This is a genomic window from Xanthomonas sp. fls2-241-TYG-148 (assembly GCF_030208815.1).
GTDB lineage: Bacteria > Pseudomonadota > Gammaproteobacteria > Xanthomonadales > Xanthomonadaceae > Xanthomonas > Xanthomonas campestris.
Genome location: NZ_JARVTE010000013.1, coordinates 100139 through 115833, shown reverse-complemented (window position 1 = coordinate 115833; position 15695 = coordinate 100139). Strand labels below are relative to the sequence as shown.

The window sequence follows — 15695 nt, the reverse complement described above, 5'->3', positions numbered from 1 at the left end:
CTAAAACCGTGCCATTCCGACGGCCAACTACCCGATCGAGCTCGCCCGCAACACGGTCAACGCAGCATCACCTGACGCAGCGCACCACCGCACCAATTCAACTCACCGACACCCCGTCTCGCCATCTACCACCGGCGCCTTCATCCGGTAGATATCCAGCTGGCCGGCGCGCGGTGCGCGGGCGCTGCCGGTCACCAGCAGTTCGCCGGGCTTTGCTGCGTCCACCACTGCGCCGAAGGTGCGTTCCTGCGGGCCGTTGAACGACAGCGGCAGCGGCTGGCCCTGGCCGTAGTGGCCGCCCTTGCAGGCAGCCAGCAACAGCTGACTCGGGCCTGCGGACGTGCCGCGCGCCCATACCAGTGCGCGGCCATCGCCCAGCCAAGCCGCGTCGCGTTCGTCCTCGGCGCTGTTGACCTCGCCCAGCGCTGCCGGGGCGATGAAGGCCGCTCCATCCCAATGGGCGACGAACAGATCCAGGCCGCCGGCACCGCCATGGCCGTCGCTGGCGAACAGCAGGGCGGTGCCGTCCAGCGACAGCGTCGGTGCGGTCTCGTTGCCGCGGCTGTTGATCGCCGGGCCCAGCGATTGCACCGCACCCAGTTGCCCTTGCGCGTCCACCGGCACGCGATACAGATCGCTCCCACCGGCACCGCCGGCGCGCGTGGAGGCGAACAGCAACCAGCGCCCGTCGGCACTGAACACCGGCGTGGTCTCGTCCTGCGCCGTGTTCAACGGCAGCGGCGTGGCCTGCTGCCAGCGTCCGCCGACCAGCTGCGCCTGCCACAGGTCCCAGCCACCGGCGCCGCCTGCCCGATCGCTGGCCCAGACGATGCGCTGGCCGTCGGGGCTGAGCGTGGCGCGTGCCTCGTTGGCGGGCGTGGAGACCACGCCCATGCCCTCGATGCCGAATTCGGCAAGTCCCGAAGCAGACGGGACGAAGAGTAAACTTGCCGCCAGCGCGAGCAGCGTCACTCGAAGTTGCATGGGGTGTTCCTGCCTGAGTCGCGCACAGTCTAGTCAACCCAGAGAGCGTTTCATGCCCGTATCCCGTTATGCCGTGTTCGGACACCCTGTCGCCCATTCGCTGTCGCCGGCCATCCATGCCGACTTCGGGAAGCAGACCGGCATCGCGCTGGACTACACCGCCATCGACGCCGCGCCGGAGGAATTCACCGCCGCGCTGGAGCGCTTTGCGGCCGACGGCGGCAAGGGCGCGAACGTGACCCTGCCGCTGAAGGAAGCCGCCTTCGCGCTGTCGGCGAGCCTGAGCGACCGCGCGCGCGTGGCCGGTGCGGTGAACACGCTGGTGCGCAACGACGGCCAGTGGCAGGGCGACAACACCGATGGCGCCGGCCTGGTGCGTGACCTCACCGAGCGTCACGGCCTGGATCTGCGCGGCCGCCGCGTGCTGCTGCTGGGCGCCGGCGGTGCCGCACGCGGCGTCGCGCCGGCGTTGCTGGAGGCCGGCATCACCGAGATGGTGGTGGTGAACCGCTCGCCCGAGCGCGCCGATGCGCTGTGCGATGCGTTGGGCGAACCCGGGCGCGTGGTGTCGCGCTATCTGGAAGACCTGCGCGAGCTGGGCGACTTCGAGCTGATCGTCAATGCCACCGCTGCCGGCCGCGATCGCGACGCCGGTGCGTTCGCGCTGCCGCTGGGCCTGGTCAACAGCCTCACTGCGGCGGTGGACCTCAATTACGGCGCCACCGCCATCGCGTTCCTGGCCTGGGCACGTGCGGCGCAGTGCCGCTACGCCATCGACGGCCTGGGCATGCTGGTGGAACAGGCCGCGGAAAGCTTTGCGCTGTGGCACGGCGTGCGCCCGCAGACCGACCCGGTGTACGACGCGCTGCGTGCGCGCGACGCCGTCCTGGTCAGCGCCGACTGAGCGCGTTGCGATGACCACCACCGATCTGCTGTTGTCCATCGTCACCAGCCTGCTGTCGCGGGTGCCGGTGCTGATTGCCCTGGTGCTGGGCCTGGTGCTGGTCTGGCGCACGCCGCCGGTGGCGGCACGCCGGGCTGCGCTGGCGGCGCTCTCGTTGCTGCTGGCCTGCTCGGTGGCCGAAGTCGCGATCCAGGCAGTGGCGTTGTGGTTGATGCAGCAGGGCAGCGTGGCGCGCATCTCGATGGTGATGAGCGTGTCGCGGCTGGTGCTGGTCAGCGTGCAGGGCGTGGCGCTGGGCGTGCTGGTCTGGACCCTGGCCAGTAGCCTGCAACGGGCGCGGCCTACGCCGGAAGCGTTGCAGTGATTCCGCTCAAGGCGATCGCGTTGACCCTGATCGGGCTGGTCTGTGCCGGGCAGGGCGGTTGGACCCTGCTGCACCCGGAGCGGCTGGCCACGGTCAACCGCGGCGGGCTGCTGTACGAACGCTTCGGGCCAAACGGCGTGGGCGTGGGCATGCTGGTGATGGGCCTGGCGATGCTGGTGATCGGCCTGGTCTGGGCCCGCTACGCCTGGCCGCGCCGCGTCTGAAACGGGCGAGCGGCAGTCAGGCGAGCGGCAGTCACAGGAGGTGATCGCGCCCGAACTGGCGGCACGCCGGCACGGTGGCGCATGGTGCTCAGGCCCGCCGCAGCGCGTGCCTGATCGCGCTACCCCTGCACTTTGCCCAGCGGTTCAGCCGGTGCGCGGCGCGGTCGCAGGCGCTGCGTCGGTCCGTGCGAAAATAGCGCGATGAGTGACATTGCCACACCGGCCGCCCCGTCGGCGCCCGTTCCTACCCAGCGCACCCTGACCGAGCCGGTCAAGGCCGGCATCCGCGAGGCCTACGCCAAGCTGCAGGCCAATACACCCGGCTTCGCCACCCGCCGCGCGCAGAGCCAGATGATCGGCCTGGTGTCGCGCGCGCTCGCCACCTCCGGCGGCATTGGCGTGGCCGAGGCACCGACCGGCGTGGGCAAGAGCCTGGGGTACTTGACCGCTGGCGTGCCGATCGCGCTGGCCACCAAGAAGAAGCTGGTGATCAGCACCGGCACGGTCGCACTGCAATCGCAGTTGGTGGAACGCGACATCCCCGCCTTCCTCAAGGCCACCGGCCTGGAGGCGACTGTCGCGCTGGCCAAGGGCCGCACCCGGTACCTGTGCACGCGCAATGCCGCCGAGCTGGAAGGCGAAACCAGCCAGAACGGCATGTTTGAAGACGAGCAGGTGCTGTACGACCGCCCGCTCAGCCCGGCCGATGCCGACCTGGCCAAGCGGCTGGCCAAGGCCTACGCCGCACGCACCTGGAACGGTGACCTGGACGACGCCCCGGAGCCGGTGTCGGTGCCGCTGCGCATGCGCGTCACCACGCCGGCTTCCGGCTGCGCCGGACGTCGCTGCAGCTATGCGGCGCAGTGCCCGGTGCTCAAGGCGCGCACCGATGTGCGCGAGGCGCAGATCGTGGTCACCAATCACGCCTTGTTGCTGTCGTCGCTGTCGCTGGGCGATGCCGAGAACGGCCAGCCGCTGATTGCGCCGCCGTCTGACATGTTGCTGGTGCTCGACGAAGGCCATCACATTGCCGGCGTGGCGATTGACCAGGGCGCGGCCAATCTGCCGCTGGACGACATGGCCAAGCGAACCGGCCGCATGCAGATCCTGATCGCCGCCGCGTATCGCGCGGTGGACAAGGACAAGATCGGCAACCTGCTGCCCAGCGAAGCCATCGAAGTGGCCGCGCGCGTGTCCAAGTTGCTTAAGGCGTTCCATACCGAAGTCGAACGCGTCTGGAAGCCCGAACCTGGCGAGCGCGATCCGTTGTGGCGTGCGCCCAACGGCAAGCTGCCGCCGCAATGGGGCCCGGCGATCGAAGAACTGGGCGAGGAGACCCGCGCGCTGTTCAACTGGGTACACGCCGCACACGGCACCGTGGCCAAGGGCAAGCAGGACGATGCCGCGCGCGAGCGCCTGCAGCGCAGCCTGGGCATGGCGCTGGAAATGGCCGAGCAGCAGCACAATCTGTGGAGCGGTTGGCGCCGCGAAGACAAGGACGGCCAGCCGCCGATGGCGCGCTGGATCACGCTCTCGCGCGATGGCGATCTGATCTGCCATTGCTCGCCGGTCTCCGCCGCCCAGGTGCTGCGCACGCTGCTGTGGAACGAAGTCGATTCGGTGGTGATGACCTCGGCCACGCTGACCGGCGGCGGCGATTTCCAATCCTTCGCCATTGACAACGGTTTGCCCGACCATGCCGAAATGGCCTCGCTGGCCTCGCCGTTCGATCTGCCCAATCAGGCCGAATTGATCGTGCCCAATTTCCCAGTCACTCCCGACGATCGCGAAGGCCATCCCAAGGAAGTCGCCAAGTATCTGGTGCGCGAACTGGACTGGGCCGCCAAGGGCAGCATCGTGCTGTTCACCTCGCGCTGGAAGATGGAAAAGGTTGCCGACCTGCTGCCGCTGGCCCAGCGCAACCGCGTGCTGGTGCAGGGCGAAGGCAACAAGTCGCAACTGATCACCGAACATCTGCGCCGGATCGCGGCAGGCGAGGGCTCGGTGCTGTTCGGCTTGAACTCCTTCGGCGAAGGTCTGGATCTGCCCGGCGAAGCCTGCACCACGGTGGTGATCACCCAGGTGCCGTTCGCCGTGCCCACCGACCCGCAGACCTCCACCTTGAGCGAGTGGCTGGAAAGCCGCGGCCACAACGCGTTCAACCTGATCGCCATCCCGCATGCACTGCGCACGCTCACGCAATTTGCCGGCCGCCTGATCCGCAGTTCCAACGACCACGGCCGCGTCATCATCCTCGATTCGCGCCTGCTCACGCGCCGCTATGGCAAACGCATCCTCGATGCGCTGCCGCCGTTCAAGCGGGTGATCGGGCGCTGAGCTGGTGTGCGTGCATCGGCCTGCACGCTTGACGGATGCGCGCGGCGCGCAGTGCAGCGGATGGATGCGCGATGGCAGGCACGGTGCAGATCCACGCACCCACACTGCTGCTTGGCGAGGTGGGCGTGAGCTAGTCTCGCGTGCAGCCATGTTGATCATTGCGGCATCAGTGGCAGCTAAGTAGGCAGGTCGTGAGGCGTTGCAGCGAGACAGCCTGCTTCCATGCAAGAGGCGAGCAGCACGCTGGAGTGTGCGTCTCGCAAACGCACCGCATGTCGCTGTCGCGCGTTTGAGAAATGCGGTGCCTGCTTCGTTATTCGAACGCACACCCGCGTATCGCTGCCTTGATCAGGCCTGCCAAGTAAGCCACCGTCTTGACCAAGCCGCACGCGTGCAGCGCAGCATTTATAGCGCGCAGCGCACGCAACGCACGGCGGCCGCTGACCATCGCCGCGAGATGCTCAACGCAAAGACGAAGCATGCAGCGAGGATCTGCAACACGCTGCCGATGCATATGGCGATGCATATCACGCTACGCAGTCATCATCATGTTCCCCTATCGCAGCGATCAGAACTAACGACTTCTCACGCATCAGCTGGCTAGCCATGATTCAGCACCTTCAACTTGAGCTGACGCCATGCGCCCTGGATCCCTCATGGTGCTAGCCCTGCTAGCCCCCACGCTGATCGCCCCGCCGGTCTTCGCCCAATCCGTCCTGACCCGCGACAACGGCGCCAAGGTCGGTGACAACCAGAATTCGCAGACCGCCGGTGCCACCGGCCCGACGTTGCTGCAGGACGTGCAGCTTATCCAGAAGCTGCAGCGCTTCGATCGTGAGCGCATTCCCGAGCGCGTGGTGCATGCGCGCGGTACCGGCGTCAAAGGCGAGTTCACTGCCACTGCCGATCTGTCCAACCTGACCAAGGCCAAGGTGTTCAGCGCCGGCGAAAAGACCCCGGTGTTCGTGCGGTTCTCCTCGGTGGTGCACGGCAACCATTCGCCGGAAACGCTGCGCGACCCGCATGGTTTCGCCACCAAGTTCTACACCAGCGAAGGCAACTGGGATCTGGTCGGCAACAACTTCCCCACCTTCTTCATCCGCGACGCGATCAAGTTCCCCGACATGGTCCACGCGTTCAAGCCGGATCCGCGCACCAACCTGGACGATGATTCGCGTCGTTTCGATTTCTTCTCGCACGTGCCCGAATCCACCCGCACGCTGACCCTGCTGTATTCCAATGAAGGCACCCCGGCCGGCTATCGCTTCATGGATGGCAACGGCGTGCACGCCTACAAGCTGGTCAATGCGCAGGGTGAAGTGCATTACGTCAAGTTCCACTGGAAGACGCTGCAGGGCATCAAGAATCTCGACCCCAAGCAGGTCGCCGCAGTGCAGGCCAAGGACTACAGCCATCTGACCAACGATCTGGTCGGTGCGATCAAGAAGGGCGATTACCCGAAGTGGGATCTGTACGTGCAGGTGCTCAAGCCGGACGACCTGGCCAAGTTTGATTTCGACCCGCTCGATGCCACCAAGATCTGGCCGGATGTGCCGGAGCAGAAGGTTGGCCAGATGGTGTTGAACAAGAACGTCGATAACTTCTTCCAGGAGACCGAACAGGTCGCGATGGCGCCGGCCAATCTGGTGCCGGGTATCGAACCGTCAGAAGACCGCCTGCTGCAGGGCCGTATCTTTTCGTACGCCGACACGCAGCTGTACCGCATCGGCACCAACGGCCTGAGCCTGCCGGTCAACCGTCCGCGCGTGGCCGTCAACAATGGCAACCAGGACGGCGAAGCCAACACCGGGCACACCACCAGCGGCGTGAACTACGAGCCAAGCCGTCTGGAATCGCGTCCGCAGGACACCGCCGCGCGTTACAGCGAGCTGCCGTTGTCGGGCACCACCCAGCAGGCCAAGATCACCCGCGAGCAGAACTTCAAGCAGGCCGGTGAGTTGTATCGATCCTATAGCAAGAAGGATCGCGCCGATCTGGTGCAGAGTTTTGGCGAGTCTCTGGCCACTACCGACACCGAGAGCAAGCACCTGGTGCTGTCGTTCCTGTACAAGGCCGACCCCGAGTACGGCGCCGGTGTCACCCGCGTGGCCAAGGGCGATCTGGCGCGCGTGAAGCAGCTCGCGTCGACCCTGCAGGACTGATCCACCCGACGGCATCGCGGCGCCATGCCGCGGTGCCGTCCTTCGTTTCGGGAGAGCGAGATGCGCACTCTGTTGTTTTTAGCGTGGTCGGCGTTGGCCGTGACCGCCAACGCTGCCTCGCCGGCACCGGTCGTCACCAAGGCGCCGACCGCGGCGGCAACGCCTGCACAGATCAAGACACAGCTGCAGACCTACTTCTTCGACGCCGCGCGTGAGGGGCGTCAGGACATGCTGGGCGAATTCATCCGCTCGCATTACGACCTCAATACGCGCGACGAAAAGGGCTACACCGCGTTGATCCTGGCCGCGTATCACGGCCAGGGCCCGGCAGTGGAGCAGTTGCTGCAGGCCGGCGCGGACCCGTGTGCGCAGGACAAGCGTGGCAACACCGCGCTGATGGGCGCGATCTTCAAGGGCGAGCTGGCCATCGCCAAGCGGCTGATGCAGGCCGACTGCGCCCCGGACCAGCGCAACAATGCCGGCCAGACCGCAGCGATGTACGCCGCGCTGTTCCAGCGCACCGATGTGCTCAAGGATCTCGCCGCCAAGGGAGCAGACCTGAGCATCAAGGATGCGCAGGGCAATGAAGTGACCAAGCTGCAACGCGGCGAATTCGCCACCGCGCCGGCACGCTGAAGGCGCAGCAGCGCAGCAGCGCAGCAGCGCTTCAGCGTGCGAGAGGGCGATCGTTCGTGTGCGTGCCGAACGATCCCGCAGGCGGCCTTCGGGGTTGGTGATGTCGCCCCGCCCCTGCAACACGCCAGGCGACAGCCAGGGATGAGGGTCCCTGCTGCTGGCTCCTCTTTGCACCGTCGCAATGATCTGGCGCTCCGGCATAGACATCCACGGTGGCGCGCAGCCCGTCGACCACCCCGATTTCCGCCGACCAAACCTCACCAACAACGCCGTCGGTTTTCCGCCGCGCGTGCGTTGGAATGCCGACACGCGTGGTCGTTTTTCTGCGCTGCTGTCAGGGAATTTCTGACGCGCAAACCCTTGCACGCCAAGGGTTTGACATTTATCTGAGCGCCCGCTGACTTGCAAAAAAAGCAGCGAGAAAAACCTCAAAAAATCCTTCAAGAAAGGTCGGCGAACGCCGATGCTGGAGCTATCGCACCCTGGAACCCCCGGACCATGAAGCTCGATCCCTCCATCCCGTTTCTGATGTCCCTGCTGGCCATGGTGCTGTGCACCGCGACAGCTGTCGTGGCCCTGGTGTTCGGTCAGGTGCATCTGCTGGCCAAGTCGTGGAGCTTCTACACCGTGATGGGCACCGCCCTGATCACGCTGGTCGCCTCGTACCACGCACTCGGCAAGCCGCTGAGCGTTGAAGAACGTGCCAGCATCCGCAGCTGAGGCGGATGGTGATGGGGAGCGCCGCAGCGCTCACCCCCCAGTAGCGGACGAAAGAAGCTCCGCTCGTCACTGATGATGCACCGCGTGCGCTCGGCATACGCAAACGCCGCCAGCACTCGGCTTCCTCTAGCGAAGCGCTCCGATAGCGCTCGTACGCGGCAAGCGACGGGACGAAAACAACGCCAGCGCGCTGTGGTTCCCCCCTTCGAACGGCAGGAAGTCGCCATGATGCTGGCCGCCACAGCGCGTCACCAGCGGGATCCACAAGCACGCGTACTGTTCGAACTCGGCCAGCAGGTAGGGTCGATCACATAGCGCAGCGAACAGTGATCATCGAGCAGGGCCGGGCAGCAAGAGGCGCCAGCATGCCACGCCGCGCTGCCGCAGATTCAGCGCCTGCCGTGTAAGCTGTTGATCCTGCTCCGCATTCCAGGCCGCCGGTTGCGCGGCCCACGTCGATGACTCTGCCCCCAGCCACTGCGTACGCCGATTCCCTGCGCCTGTCCGTCGCCCCGATGATGGACTGGACCGACCGCCATTGCCGGGTCTTCCACCGGCTGCTGGCGCCGTCGGCGCGGCTGTACACGGAAATGGTGCACGCCAATGCGGTGATCCATGGCGATCGCCAGCGCCTGATCGGCTTCGATGCGGTCGAGCACCCGCTGGCCCTGCAACTGGGCGGCAGCGATCCTGCGTTGCTCGCGCAGGCGGCGCAGATCGCCCAGGCGTGGGATTATGACGAGATCAATCTCAATTGCGGCTGCCCGTCCGACCGGGTGCAGGCCGGGCGCTTTGGCGCCTGCCTGATGCGCGAGCCGGCGCTGGTGGCGGACTGCGTCGCGGCGATGTGCGCGGCCACCACTCTCCCGATCACGGTCAAGTGCCGGCTGGGTGTGGACGACGATGAGGACTACGCCGTGTTTGCCGGCTTCATCGACCAGGTGGTCGGCGCCGGCGCCGCCATGGTGGTGGTGCACGCGCGCAACGCCTGGCTCAAGGGCCTGTCGCCGAAAGAGAACCGCGAAGTCCCGCCGTTACGGTATGACTGGGCCTACCGCCTCAAGCAGGAGCGGCCGGCCTTGCCGGTGGTGCTCAATGGCGGCATCGCGAGCGTCGAGGCCTCCCTAACGCATCTGCAGCACACCGACGGAGTGATGCTGGGCCGGGCCGCCTATCACGACCCGTACGTGCTGCATCAGCTGGAGGCGGCCTTGTCCGGGCGCCCCGAGCGCGCGCGCGCAGACCTGCTGCAGGCCTACCAGCCCTACGTGCAGGCGCAACTGGATCAGGGGCTGGCCCTGAAGCACATGACCCGGCACATCCTCGGCTTGTTCCACGGGCAGCCCGGCGGCCGGGTGTTCCGCCAGGTGCTGAGCGAGGGCGCCCACCGCCCCGGCGCGGGTTGGGAGCTGGTGGAGCAGGCATTGCAGCGCACCGACGATCAGGCGCGGCGTATTGCTGCCTGAACAGTCGGCACCTCCAGGACGAAAGTTCGGCCCGGTTTTTGCAATCTTCGGACATGGGCGGCCGCTGTACGGTTGAGGCTGCCAGCGGTATGCGCTATCGCGATTGCGCCAGATCCACTCCCGTCCTTACCCGGAATTGCCGCCTAGATGTTCATTTCACTGAATGGCGTTAACACCGAGCTAAAAAGTTCAGATCGGATTCACCCCGAAAAATCAAGAATTTGGCTCGATTTCTGCGGCTGGCATCGGTGTGACGCGGTGCTGGTTTCACGAATTTTGAATGTTCCTGAACAACCCGCTAGGATTCATCCGTGACCCAGCCCTTCCACACGTCCCGTCGTCTCGCCCTGGTGGCCCTCTGGGTTGCTGCGGTCGCGCCGTCCGCGTGGGGGCAGGGATATCCGATGGCGCAGGCCGGTCGCGAAGGCGTTGGCCCGCGCGACAGCCGTTCTTTTTCGGACACCATTCGCCGCGTGCAGCGGTCTACCGGTGGACAGATTCTTGGTGCGGAGAGTGTTCCGTTTGGCGATAGCCGGCTGACGCGCGTCAAGTACATGGACGAACGCGGCCGCGTGCATATCGTCTACCACCCCGAAGGCGGGCAAGGCGGACCACCGCCGGCCAATGCACGCAGCCCGGCACCATCTCCGTCCGACGCGCCGCCACCACCACGCGCCGATCACCAGTAAGCGCAGATACTTCTGCGTTCAGTGACATAAATCCCCTGGCCTGTGGCCACACAACGTAAGTAGGGAGAGTGCATGCGTATCCTTTTGGTCGAAGACGAAGCTCCGCTGCGCGAGACCCTTGCCGCGCGCCTGAAGCGCGAAGGCTTTGCTGTTGACGCTGCACAGGACGGCGAAGAAGGTCTCTACATGGGCCGTGAAGTGCCGTTCGATGTCGGCATCATCGACCTCGGGCTGCCCAAGATGTCGGGCATGGAATTGATCAAGGCGCTGCGCGACGAGGGCAAGAAATTCCCCGTACTGATCCTGACCGCGCGTTCGAGCTGGCAGGACAAGGTGGAAGGCCTCAAGCAGGGTGCCGACGATTACCTGGTCAAGCCGTTCCACGTCGAAGAGTTGCTGGCGCGCGTCAATGCGCTGCTGCGTCGTGCGGCCGGCTGGAGCAAGCCGACGCTGGAATGCGGCCCGGTGGCCCTGGATCTTGCTGCGCAGACGGTGAGCGTCAACGGCGCCAACGTGGATCTGACCAGCTACGAGTACAAGGTGCTGGAATACCTGATGATGCATGCCGGCGAACTGGTCTCCAAGGCCGACCTCACCGAGCATATCTATCAGCAGGATTTCGACCGCGATTCCAACGTGCTGGAAGTGTTCATCGGTCGCCTGCGCAAGAAGCTTGACCCGGATGGTGAGTTGAAGCCGATCGAGACCGTACGTGGTCGCGGCTACCGCTTCGCCATCCCGCGTACCGAAGGCTGAGTCAGCGCAGCGGCGATCGGCCAGTGTCGGGACGTTCCAAGTGGTATCGGCGCTGGCGGCCGCGCTCGTTGCAGGCCCGCCAGCTGCTGGCCGCCAGCCTCAGTCTGGTGGCCTTTCTGGCCTTGGCTGGCTACGCCCTCGACGTGGCGTTCGCCGACACCGCAGAAAAAAATCTGCGTGAGCGGCTGAAGAACTACGCCAACGCCTACACCTACAACATCGACTTCGTCCGCGATGGCTCGCTGTATCTCGGCGGCCAGCCGCCGGACCCGCGCTTCGACGTGCCGGGCGGCGGGCTGTATGTAGAAGTGGTGCGCCCCGATGAAAGCTATACGTCCGTATCGGCCGAGGGACCGAGCATTCCGCATGGGCGCATGCTGGAGCCGCGGCAGGAAGAATTCATCGGCCCGTTGGAAATGACCCAGATCGACGGCAGCCTTGGGCAGGTCTATCGCTACGGCCTGGGCGTGAGCTATGTCGAGCGCGAGAACGGCGGCGAGATCCCGTACACCATTTATGTGATGGAAGATGCGCGCTCGATGGGCGCGCAGTTGCGCGTGTTCCGCGGCGCGGTGTGGTTCTACCTGGGCAGTGCCGGTGTGGTGCTGCTGGTGCTGCAGGCCTTCATCCTGCAGTGGAGCCTGCGCCCGCTGAGGCGAGTGATCAACGAGCTGACCAAGGTGCAGCGCGGCGAGATCCAGCGCATGAGCGAACAGCATCCACGCGAGCTCGAACCGCTGACCGAAAGCATCAACGCCTTCATTGAAAGTGAGCGCGACAACCTGGATCGCCAGCGCAACACGCTGGCCGATCTGGCGCATAGCCTGAAAACGCCGCTGGCGGTGCTGCGCACCCAATTGGACAGCGGCGCCTCCGAGCGCGATCTGCACGAAGAAATGGACGTGCAGCTGCGCCGCATGAACGACCTCGTCTCTTACCAGTTGGCGCGCGCTGCTTCCAGCGGCCACAAGCTGTTTGCCGCGCCATTGCCGATCGAGCCGACCGCCGAGGAAATCGTGCGTGGCCTGGAAAAGGTCTACGCGGCCAAGGGCGTGTTGTGCGAATTCGATATTTCGCCCGATGCGCGTTTCCACGGCGAGCCGGGTGACTTGCAGGAGCTGTTGGGCAACCTGCTGGAGAACGGCTTCAAGTGGGCGCGCAGCCGCGTGCTGCTGACCGCGCAGCCGGGCCCGACCACCGGCAGCCGCCGCGCCGGCATGATTCTGTCGGTGGAAGACGATGGTCCCGGCATTGCGCCGGAAGATGTGGCCAAGATCCTGCAGCGCGGTGTGCGTGGCGATGAGCGCGTGCAGGGCCATGGCATCGGCATGTCGATCGTGCAGGACCTGATCAAGGCCTACCGCGGCGAGCTGCAGGTGCTGCGCTCGCAGGAGTTGGGCGGCGCACGCTTCGAAGTCACCCTGCCGCCAGGCTTGTAACTGGCCCACGGTTGCATGAACCCGTTGCGACTGCCGCGCGGCGCACCGACAACCGTTTAACGCCTCGCGCGTTGCCTTGACCATACTGGGCCGGTATTCGGCCGCCACGATGGAGAGCGACGCCATGCAGAGTGAAGCTGCCACGTCCACGCGGGTGATACGCGGCCGCAATTGGGTTAGCGTGCTTGCCGCGGGCTGCCTGCTTGTCTGCAGCGCGGTGGCCACCGCCGCGCCGGCGCCGACACCGCAGCAACTGCAATGGCTGCAGCGCGCCACCTACGGTGCCAGTGCGGAGAACGTGGCGCAGTTGCTGCGGCTGGGCCAGGCGCGTTACAGCGCGGCCCTGCTGCAACCCAGCGACGATGCAGCGTTGCCTGCACCGGTGCGCGCGCAGCTGCAGCAGTTCGATGCATTGCATACCCCGCTCGACACCTTGCTGGTGCAATACGAGGCCGACAAGGCGCGTTTGCAGGCGATGCCCGAGGGCGATGACAAGGTGGCCGCGAGCAAACAGTGGCGCGCACGCGGTGGGCAGATGCTTACGCAGGCGCGCCAGGCGCAATTATTGCGCGCGGTGTACGCGCCGGATCAGATGCGCGAGCAACTGGTGTGGTTCTGGCTCAATCATTTCAGCGTGTATGCCGACAAGGGCCGTGTGAAGTGGATGGCCGCCGATTACATGGAAACCGCCATTCGCCCCAATGCCACCGGCAAGTTCGCCGATCTGGTGATGGCCACGCTGCAGAGCCCGGCGATGCTGGAGTATCTGGACAACGCCAAGAATGCCAAGGGCAAGGTCAACGAGAATTACGCGCGTGAGCTGATGGAGCTGCATACGCTCGGCGTGGATGGCGGCTACACCCAGCAGGATGTGCAGCAGCTGGCCTTGATACTCACTGGCGCCGGCCTGGTGCAGGTCAAACGCGAAGGCTTGGTGGCGCCGCCCGCCAAGGATCAGGCACAGGTCGTGCGCAAGGGGCTGTTCGAATTCAACCCGGCCCGTCATCAGCCCGGCGACAAGACCTTGCTGGGTCAGCGCATTGCCGGTGGCGGCCTGGATGAGATCGAACGCGCCGTGCAACTGCTGGTGCGGCAGCCGGCGTGCGCACAGTTCATCTCGCACAAGCTCGCCGAATACTTCGTCAGCGACAAGCCGCCTGCGGCGCTGGTGAAGCGCATGGCCGCCACGTTCCAGCGCAGCGACGGCGACATCGCCCAAGTGATGCAGACCATGCTCGCCGCACCGGAATTTGCCACTGCGCAACCGCGCAAATTCAAGGACCCGAATCGTCTGGTGGTATCGGCGATGCGGCTTGCCTACGACGGGGAAGTCATCACCAATGGTGCGCCGATGGTGAGCTGGGTGCAGCAACTCGGTGAGCCGTTGTTCGGACGGATCACGCCGGATGGATGGTCGCTGCAATCGCAGGCCTGGACCAGCTCCGGGCAGCTGGCACGTCGGTTCGAAGTGGCACGCACGCTGGGCAGCGCACCGGTGCAATTGTTTCAAGGTGACGATGTGCCGCAAGAGCTGAGCAACGCGCGCAAACCACCACTGACGCGCATCGATGCGCGCCCCGCGTACCGCTGGCTGCAACCATCGCTGTCGGTGCAGACGCGCCAGGCGCTGGAGCAGGCGCGCACGCCGCAGGAGTGGAATGGGTTCTTGCTGTCTTCGCCGGATTTCAACTATCGCTGAGCGGGAGTGCACCGATGCAACGACGTCAATTTTTGCTGGCCTCCGCTGCCGCCGCGAGTCTGCCGTGGAGCGGCCGCCTGTTTGCTGCCCCATGCGACAGCGCACGCATGCTGGTGGTGTTTCTGCGCGGCGGCTACGACAGCAACAATCTGTTGGTGCCGCATGGCAGCGATTTCTATTACCAGGCGCGTCCGACGCTGGCGATCGCCCGGCCAGACACAAGCAATCCGCGCAGCGCGCTGGCACTGGATGCCCAGTGGGGCCTCAACCCGGTGGTGGGCGAGTCGTTGCGGCCACTGTGGCAACGCAAGCAACTGGCGTTCGTGCCGTTCGCCGGTACCGATGATCTGTCGCGCAGCCATTTCGAAACCCAGGACGATATCGAATCGGGCCAGGTGGCCACGCAGCGCCGCGATTACCGCTCCGGCTTCATGGCGCGATTGTCGGGTGTGCTCAGCGGCGTGCCGGCGATCGCTTTTACCGACTCCCTGCCGCTGACGTTCCAGGGCGCCGGCGATCTGCCGAACGTCTCGCTCAAGGGCATCGGCAAGCGCGGCCTTGATGACCGCCAGGCGCAGATCCTGGCGCAGATGTATGGCGCCACGCCGTTGGCCGCGGCCGCGCGCGATGGGCTGGCGTTGCGGCAGCAGGTGACCACCCAACTGCGCGAGGAAATGGAACAGGCCGGCCGCGGTGCGGCCAGCGCACGCACCTTTGCCGACGAGACCCGACGCATGGCGACCTTGATGCGCGACCGCTACCGGCTGGGATTTGTGGATGTCGGTGGATGGGATACGCATGCCAACCAGGGCAGCGTCGAAGGTGGGCTGGCCAATAACCTGCGCAACCTCGGGCAGGGCCTGGCCGCCTATGCGGACGCGCTGGGGCCGGCATGGCAGGACACCGTGGTGGTGGTGATTTCCGAGTTCGGGCGCACCTTCCGCGAAAACGGCAGCAAGGGCACCGATCATGGTCACGGCACTGCGTACTGGGTGCTGGGCGGCGCCGTGCAGGGTGGGCGCATCGCCGGCGAGCAGGTCGCGGTGGCGCAGGCGCAACTGCTGCAGAACCGCGATTACCCGGTACTCAACAATTACCGTGACCTGTTTGGTGGCCTATTGGGCCGGCTGTGGGGCTTGTCGCCATCGCAGCTGGAGCGGGTATTCCCTGGTGCCAGGCCGCGCAATCTTGGGCTGGTCTAAGGCAGCAAACCAATGCGGGTCAAGATGATGCAAGACCTGCGGCACGGCGTATCAGGTGCGCGTGCGTTGCCGGCACTGCGGCGGTAATCGCAAGCGATGCCGTGGCCGTCGTG

Annotated in this window: 15 protein-coding genes; 14 read left to right on the top strand and 1 reads right to left on the bottom strand. The window is 65.7% G+C overall.

Annotated features, from left to right (window positions below; genetic code table 11):
- Positions 1–102: 102 nt before the first annotated feature.
- On the bottom strand, positions 103–984 hold the full coding sequence (locus QRM60_RS14500) for a PD40 domain-containing protein (RefSeq protein ID WP_115557336.1): 882 nt from the start codon (positions 982–984) through the stop codon (positions 103–105).
- A 52-nt stretch (positions 985–1036) separates the two neighbouring features.
- Between QRM60_RS14500 and aroE the strand changes: the two genes are divergently transcribed.
- The 14 genes from aroE to QRM60_RS14430 all read left to right on the top strand — a co-directional run bounded on the left by aroE (position 1037) and on the right by QRM60_RS14430 (position 15582).
- Positions 1037–1888: a shikimate dehydrogenase gene (gene aroE, locus QRM60_RS14495; RefSeq protein WP_076035803.1), complete on the top strand. Its 852-nt coding sequence runs from the start codon at positions 1037–1039 to the stop codon at positions 1886–1888.
- Between the two features lie 10 nt (positions 1889–1898).
- On the top strand, positions 1899–2252 hold the full coding sequence (locus tag QRM60_RS14490) for a hypothetical protein (RefSeq protein ID WP_115007578.1): 354 nt from the start codon (positions 1899–1901) through the stop codon (positions 2250–2252).
- The gene (locus QRM60_RS14485; protein ID WP_012439518.1) at positions 2249–2476 is read left to right on the top strand and encodes a hypothetical protein; all 228 of its coding nucleotides are present in this window, start codon (positions 2249–2251) and stop codon (positions 2474–2476) included. The genes QRM60_RS14490 and QRM60_RS14485 overlap by 4 nt, the downstream gene beginning before the upstream one ends.
- Before the next feature lie 201 nt (positions 2477–2677).
- Positions 2678–4813, top strand: coding sequence for an ATP-dependent DNA helicase DinG (gene dinG / locus QRM60_RS14480; RefSeq protein WP_040942022.1), 2136 nt, complete (start codon positions 2678–2680; stop codon positions 4811–4813).
- Positions 4814–5469: 656 nt separating this feature from the next.
- Entirely contained in the window at positions 5470–6975 is a 1506-nt protein-coding gene (katB, locus tag QRM60_RS14475; protein WP_285446445.1) for a catalase KatB, read from the top strand.
- A gap of 60 nt (positions 6976–7035) precedes the next feature.
- The gene (locus QRM60_RS14470; protein ID WP_285446444.1) at positions 7036–7611 is read left to right on the top strand and encodes an ankyrin repeat domain-containing protein; all 576 of its coding nucleotides are present in this window, start codon (positions 7036–7038) and stop codon (positions 7609–7611) included.
- Positions 7612–7792: 181 nt separating this feature from the next.
- Positions 7793–7960: a hypothetical protein gene (locus QRM60_RS14465; RefSeq protein ID WP_161962917.1), complete on the top strand. Its 168-nt coding sequence runs from the start codon at positions 7793–7795 to the stop codon at positions 7958–7960.
- Positions 7961–8109: 149 nt separating this feature from the next.
- Positions 8110–8331: a hypothetical protein gene (locus QRM60_RS14460; protein ID WP_014506215.1), complete on the top strand. Its 222-nt coding sequence runs from the start codon at positions 8110–8112 to the stop codon at positions 8329–8331.
- A gap of 458 nt (positions 8332–8789) precedes the next feature.
- Positions 8790–9797 carry a tRNA dihydrouridine(20/20a) synthase DusA gene (gene dusA / locus QRM60_RS14455; RefSeq protein ID WP_285446443.1) on the top strand — a complete coding sequence of 336 codons (1008 nt, stop codon included), beginning with the start codon at positions 8790–8792 and terminating at the stop codon, positions 9795–9797.
- Between the two features lie 404 nt (positions 9798–10201).
- Positions 10202–10486 carry a hypothetical protein gene (locus tag QRM60_RS14450; protein ID WP_014506218.1) on the top strand — a complete coding sequence of 95 codons (285 nt, stop codon included), beginning with the start codon at positions 10202–10204 and terminating at the stop codon, positions 10484–10486.
- A 72-nt stretch (positions 10487–10558) separates the two neighbouring features.
- Positions 10559–11242, top strand: coding sequence for a response regulator transcription factor (locus QRM60_RS14445; protein WP_002808458.1), 684 nt, complete (start codon positions 10559–10561; stop codon positions 11240–11242).
- 68 nt (positions 11243–11310) lie between these two features.
- Positions 11311–12681: an ATP-binding protein gene (locus tag QRM60_RS14440; RefSeq protein ID WP_172666263.1), complete on the top strand. Its 1371-nt coding sequence runs from the start codon at positions 11311–11313 to the stop codon at positions 12679–12681.
- Between the two features lie 109 nt (positions 12682–12790).
- Entirely contained in the window at positions 12791–14380 is a 1590-nt protein-coding gene (locus QRM60_RS14435; protein WP_285446454.1) for a DUF1800 domain-containing protein, read from the top strand.
- Positions 14381–14394: 14 nt separating this feature from the next.
- On the top strand, positions 14395–15582 hold the full coding sequence (locus tag QRM60_RS14430; protein ID WP_285446442.1) for a DUF1501 domain-containing protein: 1188 nt from the start codon (positions 14395–14397) through the stop codon (positions 15580–15582).
- The last annotated feature ends 113 nt before the right edge of the window (positions 15583–15695 follow it).

Bases quoted from the DNA above. Each gene is read 5' to 3' on its own strand.
- katB (WP_285446445.1), top strand. From the start codon at position 5,470: ATGGTGCTAGCCCTGCTAGCCCCCACGCTGATCGCCCCGCCGGTCTTC.
- QRM60_RS14445 (WP_002808458.1), top strand. From the start codon at position 10,559: ATGCGTATCCTTTTGGTCGAAGACGAAGCTCCGCTGCGCGAGACCCTT.
- QRM60_RS14435 (WP_285446454.1), top strand. From the start codon at position 12,791: ATGGAGAGCGACGCCATGCAGAGTGAAGCTGCCACGTCCACGCGGGTG.
- QRM60_RS14460 (WP_014506215.1), top strand. From the start codon at position 8,110: ATGAAGCTCGATCCCTCCATCCCGTTTCTGATGTCCCTGCTGGCCATG.
- QRM60_RS14450 (WP_014506218.1), top strand. From the start codon at position 10,202: ATGGCGCAGGCCGGTCGCGAAGGCGTTGGCCCGCGCGACAGCCGTTCT.
- QRM60_RS14500 (WP_115557336.1), bottom strand. From the start codon at position 984: ATGCAACTTCGAGTGACGCTGCTCGCGCTGGCGGCAAGTTTACTCTTC.
- QRM60_RS14470 (WP_285446444.1), top strand. From the start codon at position 7,036: ATGCGCACTCTGTTGTTTTTAGCGTGGTCGGCGTTGGCCGTGACCGCC.
- QRM60_RS14490 (WP_115007578.1), top strand. From the start codon at position 1,899: ATGACCACCACCGATCTGCTGTTGTCCATCGTCACCAGCCTGCTGTCG.
- QRM60_RS14465 (WP_161962917.1), top strand. From the start codon at position 7,793: ATGATCTGGCGCTCCGGCATAGACATCCACGGTGGCGCGCAGCCCGTC.
- QRM60_RS14430 (WP_285446442.1), top strand. From the start codon at position 14,395: ATGCAACGACGTCAATTTTTGCTGGCCTCCGCTGCCGCCGCGAGTCTG.
- dinG (WP_040942022.1), top strand. From the start codon at position 2,678: ATGAGTGACATTGCCACACCGGCCGCCCCGTCGGCGCCCGTTCCTACC.
- aroE (WP_076035803.1), top strand. From the start codon at position 1,037: ATGCCCGTATCCCGTTATGCCGTGTTCGGACACCCTGTCGCCCATTCG.
- dusA (WP_285446443.1), top strand. From the start codon at position 8,790: ATGACTCTGCCCCCAGCCACTGCGTACGCCGATTCCCTGCGCCTGTCC.